Annotated in this window: 9 protein-coding genes and 1 other annotated feature; of the genes, 4 read left to right on the top strand and 5 right to left on the bottom strand. The window is 61.5% G+C overall.

Annotated elements, in window-relative coordinates:
• Positions 1 to 366 precede the first annotated feature (366 nt).
• From KPHS_28580 to KPHS_28550, 4 genes are all read left to right on the top strand, one after another.
• The gene (locus KPHS_28580; RefSeq protein ID YP_005227158.1) at positions 367 to 1071 is read left to right on the top strand and encodes a putative ABC transport system substrate-binding component; all 705 of its coding nucleotides are present in this window, start codon (positions 367 to 369) and stop codon (positions 1069 to 1071) included.
• Complete coding sequence (locus KPHS_28570; protein ID YP_005227157.1) at positions 1068 to 2036, top strand: putative ABC transporter substrate binding protein; 969 nt, start codon at positions 1068 to 1070, stop codon at positions 2034 to 2036. The genes KPHS_28580 and KPHS_28570 overlap by 4 nt, the downstream gene beginning before the upstream one ends.
• A gap of 57 nt (positions 2037 to 2093) precedes the next feature.
• A complete protein-coding gene (locus tag KPHS_28560; RefSeq protein YP_005227156.1) occupies positions 2094 to 3749 on the top strand; it encodes an ABC transporter membrane protein in 1656 nt (551 codons plus the stop codon).
• A 351-nt stretch (positions 3750 to 4100) separates the two neighbouring features.
• Positions 4101 to 4667, top strand: a complete 567-nt coding sequence (locus KPHS_28550; protein ID YP_005227155.1) for an N-hydroxyarylamine O-acetyltransferase — start codon at positions 4101 to 4103, stop codon at positions 4665 to 4667.
• 670 nt (positions 4668 to 5337) lie between these two features.
• On the opposite strand, the gene KPHS_28540 is transcribed toward KPHS_28550, so the two are convergent.
• The 5 genes from KPHS_28540 to KPHS_28500 all read right to left on the bottom strand — a co-directional run bounded on the left by KPHS_28540 (position 5338) and on the right by KPHS_28500 (position 11990).
• Positions 5338 to 6018: a respiratory nitrate reductase 2, gamma subunit gene (locus tag KPHS_28540; protein YP_005227154.1), complete on the bottom strand. Its 681-nt coding sequence runs from the start codon at positions 6016 to 6018 to the stop codon at positions 5338 to 5340.
• A complete protein-coding gene (locus KPHS_28530; protein ID YP_005227153.1) occupies positions 6015 to 6710 on the bottom strand; it encodes a cryptic nitrate reductase 2 subunit delta in 696 nt (231 codons plus the stop codon). Before KPHS_28530 ends, KPHS_28540 begins: the two co-directional genes overlap by 4 nt.
• Positions 6710 to 7756 (bottom strand): cryptic nitrate reductase 2 subunit beta, encoded by a 1047-nt coding sequence (locus tag KPHS_28520; protein YP_005227152.1) that lies wholly within the window; start codon positions 7754 to 7756, stop codon positions 6710 to 6712. The genes KPHS_28530 and KPHS_28520 overlap by 1 nt, the downstream gene beginning before the upstream one ends.
• Positions 6710 to 8253, bottom strand: a sequence feature (potential frameshift: common BLAST hit: gi|152970433|ref|YP_001335542.1| cryptic nitrate reductase 2 subunit beta). (Overlaps the previous gene by 1047 nt.)
• The gene (locus KPHS_28510; protein YP_005227151.1) at positions 7726 to 8253 is read right to left on the bottom strand and encodes a cryptic nitrate reductase 2 subunit beta; all 528 of its coding nucleotides are present in this window, start codon (positions 8251 to 8253) and stop codon (positions 7726 to 7728) included. It overlaps the preceding feature by 528 nt. The genes KPHS_28520 and KPHS_28510 overlap by 31 nt, the downstream gene beginning before the upstream one ends.
• Positions 8250 to 11990 (bottom strand): cryptic nitrate reductase 2 subunit alpha, encoded by a 3741-nt coding sequence (locus KPHS_28500; protein ID YP_005227150.1) that lies wholly within the window; start codon positions 11988 to 11990, stop codon positions 8250 to 8252. The genes KPHS_28510 and KPHS_28500 overlap by 4 nt, the downstream gene beginning before the upstream one ends.
• Positions 11991 to 12007: the final 17 nt, after the last annotated feature.

Here is a 12007-nt window from a genome sequence, read left to right as displayed (position 1 = left end):
ACCCGCGGCGGGGCGAATTCCACCGGCATTGACCAGGCGGCGGCCATTACGTTGCGCCGGTCGGACGGGGCATCGTAGCTGGTGATCAAAATGGTTGGGCCGTGGTTGAGCAGGCGGCTGGCGTACTGCAGTTCAACGTGGCGAAAGCGGCTCATAGGCGTTCCTTGAATAATGGGTCGGTTGGCAGGTAACACGTTAAGCCGCAATGAAAATGTAATCAATACGTCATCTCGTCTGACTATAGTCGCCAGCACTAAGTCCCAAAGAGGATCACAATATGTTGGCTCCCCTGATGCTATCCCAGGTGAGCGTGCCCCGTCGGATGTCGACCGCCGGGCTGGTCTCGCTGTCCCGAAAGGGAGGGCGATGATGCGCACGCTGACCCCTATCACCCTGCAGGAGGTCTCTTTCGCCTTCGCAGAGCCCCCCATTCTTGACCGCTTCACGTTGCATATCGAACCCGGCCGCATCGTGGCGCTACTGGGCCCTTCCGGCTGCGGCAAAAGCACGCTGCTGCGTCTGCTGGCCGGGCTGAGCGTGCCGGCCAGCGGCGAAATCCGCTTTGGCGACAGGCTGGTCGCCCGCGCAGGATGGGGATTGCCCCCGGAGCAGCGCGATATCGGCATGGTTTTTCAGGATTATGCCCTCTGGCCGCATATGAGCGTGGCGCAGAACGTCGCCTTTCCGCTGCGCATGCGCGGCGTCTCCCGCAGCGAACGCGAGCGCCGGGTCAGCGAGGCGCTGGCGCGGGTAGGCCTCAATGGCTTTGCCGAACGTAAGCCTTCAGGCCTCTCCGGCGGTCAGCAGCAACGGGTGGCGCTGGCGCGGGCGATCGTCGCCGCGCCGCGGGTGCTGCTGTTTGATGAACCGCTCTCCAACCTGGACAGCGAACTGCGCGAATCGCTGTGTGGCGAAATGAGCCGCCTGCTGCGACAGCTCGGCATCACCGCCCTGTATGTCACCCATGACCGACGTGAAGCCGAGCTGTTAGCCGACCAGATTGTCTATTTATCCGCGGGCCGCGTGGCCGCTGTCCGCGCCGTTACGCCAACCTCAGGGGAAGTTGCATGAACACCGTTATGACCGTTAAGAAAGGAGTGGTACTCGCGATGGCTCTCTCCGCCATGATGCTCTCCAGCGCCCATGCGCTGACCGTTTACACCGCCGGACCCGGCTCGCTGGCGAAAAGCCTGGCCAGCGGTTTTGAACAACAGACCGGGGTGAAGGTGACCGTTTTTCAGGCCACCACCGGCAAAGTGATGGCCCGACTGGAGGCCGAGCAGGCCAACCCGCAGGCGGATGTGCTGATCTCCGCCTCGTGGGATACCGCCGAAGATCTCCACCAGCGGGGCTGGTTGTTGCCTTTTGCGAGCGCCAACGCCGACCAGGTACCGGCGAACCTGAAATCGGCGGACTATATCGCCCAGGGCGTCTCCGCCCTGGGTATTGTCTGGAACAGTAAAAGCGGCACCCCGGAACCGAAAGAGTGGCGGGATCTCACCCAGCCGGCGTTTAAAGACAAGGTGACAACCCCCGACCCGGCGCTCTCCGGCGCGTCGCTGGATTTGCTGATCGGGCTGCAAAACAGCATGGGCGACCAGGCCTGGCAACTGTTTGACGATCTGAAAAAGAACGGCATGGTAGTCAGCGGACCCAACGCCCAGGCGGTGACGCCGGTGATGCAGGGGGCGAAAGCGGCGGTGTTTGGCGCGGTGGATTATGTCTCCTACGGCAACATTCAGCAGGGCGAGTCGCTGAAGGTGATCTTCCCGGCCAGCGGAACAGTGATTGCCCCGCGCCCGATGATGATCCTCAAAACCAGCCAGCATCCCGGCGATGCCAAAGCCTTTATCGATTACGTGCTGTCGCCGGAAGGTCAGGCGAAGGTCGCCGACGCCTGGCTGATGCCCGCCCGCCGCGACGTGGCGGCTAAACGTCCGCTACTGGACGCGCTGAAGGTGCTACCCACCACCAGCGAGGGCAGCAGCGAGCGGGGCGCCGTGCTCGCCCGCTTCAGTCAGCTGTACGCGCAGTAATTGATCCCGTTTCTCCGGCGCTGGCCGCCGGAGGACCCTCAGCTTCAGGAACCGGTTGTGAAACAAACATTCCTTTCCGGCGCGACCCTTGCCGCCCTGGTGATGCTGGTCGCGTTACCGTTAGTGTTTATTGTGCTGCAGGCGATTTTTCCCCATTTTAGCGCCGGTTCGCTCGGGGACGCCTTTGGCGGCATCCCGGCGCTGCTGGCCGATCCTCAGCTGCCGGCGATGCTCGGCGGTACGCTATGGATCGCCGCCGGCGTGGCGCTGGTCAGCGTAATGATTGGCCTGCCGCTCGGCATCCTGCGCGGTATGTTTTCGCTGCCGCTGCCCCGGCTGTGGGATCTCCTGTTTTTGATCCCCTTTCTTACGCCGCCCTATATCTCGGCGCTCTCCTGGATGCTGGCCCTGCAAAGCCAGGGCTATCTGCAGCAGCTGACCGGCTGGCAGCTGAACGATCTGCTGTTCAGCCGCAGCGGGATCGTGCTGGTGATGACCTTTAACATATTTCCGGTGGTCTACTTTGCCGTCTCCCGCAGCCTGCTGGCGAGCGGGACCCGGCTGGCGGTGGTCGCCCGCGTCCATGGCGCCAGCGCCTGGCGCGCCTTCTGGCACGTGACGCTACCGATGCTCTCCCCGGCGCTGGCGGCGGGCACGCTGCTGGCGTTTACCCTCGCTATCGAGGAGTTTGGCGTACCGGCGGCGCTGGGCAGCCGGGCGGGAGTGGTGATGCTGACGGTCGGTATTGAGAAAAAGCTGGCCGACTGGCCGGTGGATCTCCCTGGCGCCGCGCTATTGTCGCTGCTGCTGATGGCGGTGGCGTTATTCGCCTGGTGGCTGCAAAGGCGGCTGGTGGGGGAGAAAGAGATCACCAGCGTCACCGGTAAGCCGGGGGAGAACCACGGGGCATCGCTGGGCTGGATGATGCTGCCCGCCGTGCTGGCGATGGCGGCCGTCGGCGGCCTGGCGGTCGGCGTCCCCGCCGTCTCGATGATGCTCACCAGCGTGATGGGCACGCTCTCCGGTGGCGTGAGTGTTGAGAATGTCACGCTGCGTCATTTCGCGGCGCTGTTTGACCAGCAGGGAGATGCCCTGTCGGCCCTCGGCACCAGCCTGTCGCTGGCCCTGGGTTCGGCGCTAATCGTCGGCGCGCTGGGCCTGCTGGCCGCCTGGCTGGTGATGGTGCAGAAGATTAAAGGGCGCGGGATGGTGGACGCGCTGTCGCTGATGCCGGCGGCGCTGCCGGGCGTGGTGGTGGGGGTCGGTTTGATCCTGCTGTGGAATCAGCCCTTCTGGCCGCGCTCGCCCTATAACACGCTGTGGATGCTGCTGCTCTCCTATTGCTGCCTGCTGTTGCCCTGGCCGGTGCGCTATGTCGGCAGCGCGCTGCGCCAGCTGGGCCCGAACCTTGAGCCCGCCGCCAGGGTGCACGGGGCGTCGCCACTGCAGGCGCTGCGGTTGATTGTCCTGCCGCTGGTCTTTCCGGCGCTGCTGGCGGCGATGCTGATGGTGTTCGCGGTGGCCTCCCGGGAGCTGGTGACCTCGCTGCTGCTCTCTCCGGCCGGTACGCAAACCGTGGCGGTGTTTATCTGGCGCCAGTTCGAACAGGGTTCCGTCGGTCAGGGCATGGCGATGGCCAGCCTGACGTTGTTGACCGGTCTGGTCCTGATGCTGACGGCGCTGGCGCTGATGCAGCGCCGCACGCGCGGTTAACGCTAAGCGCACAAAAAGACGGTCGGCGCGGAAAATAGGCTATAAATGTCGGACACCTACAGCTGGAGGCCCTGATGAGTCCCTTTTACGCGCCTATTTTCCCGTCTGAGCTGGACGGGTGAGCCTGATGTTTCCATTGATACCCTGCGGGAACTGCATCTGCAGCATAACAGCGCCATCCCCTTTGAAAACCTCGACGTCCTGCTGCCGCGTGAAATCCACCTTGACGATGGGGCGCTGGAAGAGAAGCTGATCGCCGCCCGCCGCGGGGGGTATTGTTTTGAACAGAATGGCCTGCTGGAGCGCGCGCTGCGCGAAATAGGCTTTAACGTCCGCAGCCTGCTGGGCCGCGTGGTGCTGGCCAACCCGCCGCAGATGCCGCCGCGTACTCACCGTCTGTTGCTGGTGGAGGTGGCGGGGGAGCGCTGGATCGCCGACGTCGGCTTCGGCGGCCAGACGCTGACCGCGCCGATCAAACTGCTGGCCGATATCCCACAGCAAACGCCGCACGGCAGCTATCGTCTGGTGCATGAAGGGGATGAGTGGACGCTGCAGTTCAACCATCACGAACACTGGCAGTCGATGTACCATTTCGATTTAGGCCGCCAGTATGCGTCTGATTATGTGATGGGCAATTTCTGGTCGGCGCACTGGCCGCAGTCCCACTTCCGTCACCATCTGCTGATGTGTCGTCATCTCCCGGACGGCGGCAAAATGACCCTCACCAACTTCCACTTTACCCACTGGGAGAATAACCATGTGGTGGAGAAGGTCGATTTTGCCGATGTCTCCGCGCTGTATGAAGCGCTGCAGACCCGTTTCGGCCTGGGGGTGGACGATCCTAAACATGGCTTCAGCGAAGCGGCGCTGGCGGCGGTGATGGCGGCGTTCGATACCCATCCGGAAGCCGGGAAGTAAATCTCCTCATGCCCGGCGGCGCTGCGCTTGTGCGGGTCTACGGGGTATGAGCCTGTAAGAGGACCCTGTAGGCCGGGCAAGGCGACAGCCGCCACCCGGCGAAATTACAGGAACCGTGCCTGATATCTTGCCCGGCGGCGCTGCGCCTGCGCGGGCCTGCGAGGTATGAGCCTGTGAGAGGACCCTGTAGGCCGGGCAAGGCGACAGCCGCCACCCGGCGAAATTACAGGTACCGTGCCTGATATCTTACCCGGCGGCGCTGCGCTTGCGCGGGCCTGCGAGGTATGAGCCTGTGAGAGGACCCTGTAGGCCGGGCAAGGCGTAGCCGCCACCCGGCGAAATTACAGGTACCGTGCCTGATATCTTGCCCGGCGGCGCTGCGCTTGCGCGGGCCTGCGAGGTATGAGCCTGTGGGAGGACCCTGTAGGCCGGGTAAGGCGACAGCCGCCACCCGGCGAAATTACAGATACCGTGTCTGATATCTTGCCCGGCGGCGCTGCGCTTGCGCGGGCCTGCGAGGTTTGAGCCTGTGAGAGGACCCTGTAGGCCGGGTAAGGCGACAGCCGCCACCCGGCATAAAGCCTGGAGCCAGGTACGATAAATACCCGGACTTGGCGCGAAGGCCTCGTCCGGGCTACCGGTAAGGATGAATGGTAAACGCCGCCAGCGCTCAGCGCCGGGAGCGTACCACCTGGTAACGCCGGGTGAAATATTCCACCGGCGCGCTCCAGACGTGAACCAGGCGGGTGAAGGGGAAGATCAGAAAGATGGTCATTCCGAGCACCAGGTGGACGCGGTAAATCCATGCGACACCGTCCAGATGCGCCGAGGCGCCGCCGTGGAAGGTGACCACCGCCTGCGCCCAGTCCACCAGCTTGAGCATTTCGCTGCCGTCCGGATGCTGGGCGGAGAAGGGGATGGTCGTCAGCCCCAGCGCGCACTGAATCAGCAGAATGCACAGGATCAAAATATCCGCGGTCGTGGAGGTGGCGCGAATTCGCGGGTTGGTCAGGCGGCGCATCAGCAGGCCGATACCGCCTACCAGGGTCAGCACGCCGCAGATGCCGCCAAGGATCATGGCCATCAGCTGCTTCTGGGACATCGGCAGGAACCACGAGTAGACCCAGTGTGGGGTCAGCATGCCAAAGAGATGGCCAAAGAAGATGCCGAGAATGCCGATATGAAATAAGTTCGACCATAGCACCATCCCGCGCTTATCCAGCATCTGGCTGGATGAGGCGCGCCAGGTATACTGCCCGTAATCGTAGCGCAGCCAGCTGCCCACCAGAAAGACGGTGCCGCACAGGTAAGGGTAGATATCGTAAAAGAAGAGGTTCAGATACTGGATCATTTCGGGCCTCCGGCGCGGATGTCAACGTACTGCGGCGCCACATCCTGACTAAAGCGTCGTTGATAAGCTTGCATCGACGAGCTATCGCAAGCGGTCGCATTATCTTCGATAAACTTCACCTGCTCTTCTTCCCACACGGCGTCCAGCGCCTGACGGGTATCGTCGCGCTTTTCTCCCGCCACCTGTTTTGTGACACTGTCACTGGTGAGCGGGCTTTTAGCCAGCGCCAGCAGGGCGTCAAACAGCTGGTAGTACGGGCAGGCTCGCTGCTTAAGACGGCCGCCGATCAGCGCCAGAATCGGCGCGATATTCTGCAGCCCCTCCCGAGCCTCCGCGGGAGGTAGAATACTGAGATACTCCAGATACAGCGGCAGATGGTCGGGCAGCTCGCGACAATCGATCTGCAGACCCGCCTGCTGATACTGATTCATCAGGTCGACCATCGCCTGGCCGCGGTCGCGGGATTCGGCATGCACATGTTCAAACAGCAGCAGCGAGGTGGCGCGCCCGCGCTCGAACACCTCGCACCATTCGGCCTGGCGATCCAACAGCGGAGCCGTCAACAGCTCACCGACAAACGGCGTCAGGGAAGGGACATCGGCCCTGATCAGCGCCAGGGCGTCGTCGCGGTTCTCCCACAGTAACTCGTCGGGGTACTCCAGCAGCAGACCGATCACTTTCAGGATCCGCATCACTCGCCCTCCCCATGCTTACGCACGCCGCTGACGTCGATGGCGTCGATCCGCCGGCTGTTAAACAGGTTGAATTTCGTATCTGACCCGTGGCAGCCATCGCCGAAGGTAAAGCCGCAGCCGTTACGTTCCGGAAAGGCATCCTCCGCCAGTTCGCGATGGCTGGTGGGGATCACGAAGCGGTCTTCGTAGTTGGCGATCGCCAGATAGCGATACATCTCTTCGACCTGCTCAACGCTGAGGCCCACCTCTTCAATGGCGCGGGTATCGGTGACGCCCTCGACGGTTTGCGAGCGCTTGTAGTGGCGCATCGCCATCATCCGTTTCAGCGCGCGCAAGACCGGTCCGGTATCGCCGGCGCTCAGCAGATTCGCCAGGTATTGCACCGGGATGCGCAGACTCTCAACCGCCGGCAGGATGTTGCCGTTGCTCGGTAAGCCGCCGGCGTCGGCAACCGACTGGATCGGCGACAGGGGCGGCACGTACCAGACCATCGGCAGGGTGCGATACTCCGGATGCAGCGGCAGAGCCAGCTTCCAGTCCATCGCCAGCTTATAGACCGGCGATTTCTGCGCCGCCTCAATGACGTTGTGCGGGATGCCTTGCTTTAGCGCTTCCTCGATGACCGCCGGATCGTTTGGATTAAGGAACACCTCGCACTGGCGCTCATAGAGGTCGGTTTCATGTTCGGTACTGGCCGCCTCTTCAATGCGGTCGGCGTCATACAGCAGTACGCCAAGATAGCGGATGCGCCCGACGCAGGTTTCTGAGCAGACCGTTGGCTGCCCGGACTCAATGCGCGGATAGCAGAAGATGCATTTTTCCGACTTACCGCTCTTCCAGTTAAAGTAGATTTTTTTGTACGGACAGCCGCTGATGCACATCCGCCAGCCGCGGCATTTGTCCTGATCGATCAGTACGATGCCATCTTCCTCACGCTTGTAGATGGCGCCGCTCGGGCAGGTGGCCACGCAGCTCGGGTTGAGGCAGTGCTCGCACAGGCGCGGAAGATACATCATGAAGGTATTTTCGAACTGGCCGTACATCTCTTTTGCATGGCTTCGAAGTTACGGTCGCGGGCGCGTTTCTCGAATTCGCCGCCGAGCAGCTCCTCCCAGTTCGGGCCCCAGCTAATCTTATCCATACGCTCGCCGCTGATCAGCGAGCGCGGGCGGGCGGTCGGCAGATATTTGCCCTCCGGCGCGTTGTGCAGGTGCTGGTAGTCGTAGGTAAAGGGTTCGTAGTAATCGTCGATCGCCGGCAGCACCGGGTTGGCGAAAATCTTCGATAACACGCTGACCCGATTGCCGAGGCGGGGCGTCAGCTTACCGCTAATGCCGCGGATCCAGCCGCCTTGCCACTGATCCTGGTCCTCCCAGTTTTTGGGGTAGCCAATGCCCGGTTTGCTCTCCACGTTATTGAACCACGCGTACTCCATGCCTTCGCGGCTGCTCCAGACGTTTTTACAGGTGACCGAGCAGGTGTGACAGCCGATGCATTTGTCCAGATTCAGCACCATTCCAACCTGAGAACGGATTTTCATTTTTTCGCCTCCTGTACCTGATCGCGACCTTCGTCATCCAGCCAGGCAATATTCTTCATTTTGCGGATCATGATGAACTCGTCGCGGTTCGATCCGACGGTGCCGTAATAGTTAAAGCCATAGGCCAGCTGGGCGTAGCCGCCAATCATGTGCGTTGGCTTCGGACAGACGCGGGTTACCGAGTTATGAATGCCGCCGCGACGACCGGTCACTTCCGAACCCGGGATATTCATAATCCGTTCCTGAGCGTGGTACATCATGGTCATCCCCGGCGGCACCCGCTGGCTCACCACCGCCCGCGCGGTGAGAGCCCCGTTGGCGTTGAACGCTTCAATCCAGTCGTTATCTTCAATGCCCAGCTCTTTCGCGTCGGTTTCGCTAAGCCAGACGATCGGCCCGCCGCGCGACAGCGTCAGCATCAGCAGGTTTTCGCTATAGGTGGAGTGGATCCCCCACTTCTGGTGCGGCGTCAGGAAATTCAGCGCTTTTTCCGGAAAGCCGTTTGGCGGCACGGCCTTCATCTGGCTGACGCTGCGGGTATCAATGGGCGGGCGATAGGCTACCAGGCTTTCGCCAAAAGCGCGCATCCACGGATGGTCCTGATACAACTGCTGGCGGCCGGAGAGGGTGCGCCATGGGATCAGCTCATGCACGTTGGTATAACCGGCATTGTAGGAGACGTGCTCGCTTTCCAGTCCCGACCACGTCGGGCTGGAGATAATTTTGCGCGGCTGCGCCTGAATATCGCGAAAGCGGATCTTCTCATCCTCTTTATTGAGCGCCAGATGGGTATGATCGCGGCCGGTAAACTCTCCCAGCGCCTGCCAGGCTTTCACCGCCACCTGGCCGTTGGTTTCCGGGGCGAGGCTAAGAATAACTTCAGAGGCGTCAATGGCGCTGTCGATCCGCGGCCGGCCTTTGGCCGGACCATCGGGCTTGACGTAGTTAAGCTTGCCGAGGAAATCGACTTCGCTTTGCGTATTCCACGAAATGCCTTTTCCGCCGTTGCCAAGCTTATCGAGCAGCGGGCCGAGAGAGGTGAAGCGTTCCCAGGTGGCAGGATAGTCGCGTTCCACCAGGGCAATCGACGGTGCGGTTTTCCCGGGGATCAGATCGCATTCGCCCTTGCGCCAGTCAAGCACCTCGAACGGCTGCGACAGTTCGCCGGGGGAATCATGCTGCAGCGGGACCAGCACCACATCGGTCTCTTTGCCAAGATGGCCGACGCAGACCTGCGAGAAGGATTTAGCGATATCCTTGTAGATCTCCCAGTCGCTTTTCGCCTCCCAGGCCGGGTCGACGGCGGCGGAGAGCGGGTGGATAAACGGGTGCATGTCCGAGGTGTTCATATCGTCTTTTTCATACCAGGTGGCGGTCGGCAGGACAATATCGGAGAAGAGACAGGTACTGGACATGCGGAAATCCAGCGTCACCAGCAGGTCGAGTTTGCCCTCAATCGCCGCGGTCTGCCACTCGACTTCCTCAGGTTTTACCTCATCGCTGGCGCCCAGTTCATCACCCTGAATACCGCTGTCGGTCCCGAGCAGGTATTTCAACATGTACTCATGCCCCTTACCGGACGATCCCAGCAGGTTTGAGCGCCAGATAAACAGGTTGCGCGGATGGTTTTTGCCGCTATCCGGCTGCTCGGCGGCAAAGCGAATATCGCCTGATTTTAACGACTGGACGGTGAACTCCGCGGGGGAGAGCCCGGCGGCCTCGGCCTGCTGCTTAATGGTCAGCGGGTTGACGTTGAGCTGGGGCGCAGAGGGTAACCAGCCCATCCGTTCCGCACGGACGTTGAAGTCGATAAGGCTGCCGCTAAATTTGCTGGCGTCGGCCAGCGGCGACAGCAGCTCCTGCGCGGTCAGTTTTTCGTAGCGCCACTGGCTGGCGTGGTTGTAGAAATAAGAGGTACTGTTCATCTGCCGCGGCGGACGACTCCAGTCCAGGGCGAACGCCAGCGGCAGCCAGCCGGTCTGCGGGCGCAGTTTCTCCTGACCGACATAGTGCGACCAGCCGCCGCCGCTCTGGCCGACGCAGCCGCAGAATACCAGCAGATTAATCATCCCGCGGTAGTTCATATCCATGTGGTACCAGTGGTTCACCCCGGCGCCGAGGATAATCATTGAGCGGCCGTGGGTCTTATGCGCCGTATCGGCAAACTCGCGGGCGATTTGTTCGATATGTTGACGCGGTACGCCGGTGATCTGCTCCGCCCATGCCGGGGTATAGGCTTTGACCTCGGCGAAATCCTTCGCCGCATTGACATCGTCAAGCCCGCGATCCAGACCGTAGTTGGCCAGAATCAGGTCATAGACGCTGACCACCAGGCCGCTTTCGCCACTGGCCAGCGTCAGCTGTTTAGCCGGTAGCGGGTGAAGGGTCACCGGTGACTGCGCTACGCTGCGAAAATGCGGGTTTTCGTTGCCGCCAAAGTAGGGGAAGCCCACCGACACCACGCTGTCGCGAATATCCAGCAGCGACAGCTTAAGCTCGACATCTTTGCCGTCTGCCCGTTGTTCGAGATTCCATTTGCCTTTTTCGCCCCAGCGAAAGCCGATGGAGCCGTTCGGCGCCACCAGTTCGCCGTCGCTGTTATAAGCCACGGTTTTCCATTCCGGGTTATTACTTTCTCCGAGACCGTCAAGCAGGTCGGAAACACGCAGCATACGGCCCGGCGTATAGCTGCCGTCGTCGCGCGGCTCGAGTATCACCAGCATCGGCATGTCGGTGTAGGTCCGGCAGTAGTTGAGAAAGTAATCGCTCGGGTTATCGAGGTGGAAGGCTTTGAGGATCACATGGCCCATGGCCATCGCCAGCGCGCTGTCGGTGCCTTGCTTCGGCGCCAGCCACTGGTCGCAGAGCTTAGCGACTTCCGAATAGTCCGGCGTGATGGCGATAGTTTTGGTGCCCTTGTAGCGCACTTCGGTAAAGAAGTGGGCGTCCGGGGTTCGGGTCTGCGGCACGTTGGAGCCCCAGGCAATAATGTAGCTGGAGTTGTACCAGTCGGCGGATTCCGGCACGTCGGTCTGTTCGCCCCAGGTCATCGGCGAGGCGGGGGGCAGATCGCAGTACCAGTCATAAAAGCTCAGGCAGGTGCCGCCAATCAACGATAAATAGCGAGTGCCCGCGGCGTAGGAGACCATCGACATCGCCGGGATCGGCGAGAAGCCGGCGACGCGGTCCGGGCCATAGTGTTTGATGGTCCAGACGTTGGCGGCGGCGATGAGCTGGTTCAGCTCTTTCCAGCTGGAGCGGACAAAACCGCCTTTGCCGCGCGCCGCTTTATAGCTGCGGGTTTTTGCCGGATCCTGCATGATGCTATCCCATGCCAGCACCGGGTCGGGATGCTGCGCCAGGGCTTCGCGCCACAGCTCAATCAGTCGTTTACGCGCCAGCGGGTACTTCAGGCGGTTGGCGCTGTAGAGATACCAGGAGTAGCTGGCGCCGCGCGGGCAGCCGCGCGGTTCGTGATTTGGCAGATCCGGCCGGGTGCGCGGATAATCGGTCTGCTGGGTTTCCCAGGTAACGAGGCCGTTTTTGACGTAAATTTTCCAGCTGCAGGAGCCGGTGCAGTTCACACCGTGCGTGGAGCGGACAATTTTGTCGAACTGCCAGCGTTGACGGTAGCTGTCTTCCCAGTCACGGTTGTTGTTGTAGACCTGGCCGTGGCCGTTGGCAAAGGTCTCGCCCTTCTGCTTAAAGTAGCGAAAGCGATCCAGAAGTTTACTCATGACATTTCTCCTGCTCC

Source organism: Klebsiella pneumoniae subsp. pneumoniae HS11286, from assembly GCF_000240185.1.
GTDB classification, from domain to species: domain Bacteria; phylum Pseudomonadota; class Gammaproteobacteria; order Enterobacterales; family Enterobacteriaceae; genus Klebsiella; species Klebsiella pneumoniae.
Note: the sequence above shows the minus strand (reverse complement) of the source record. Positions and strands in the feature narration are given on the sequence as shown.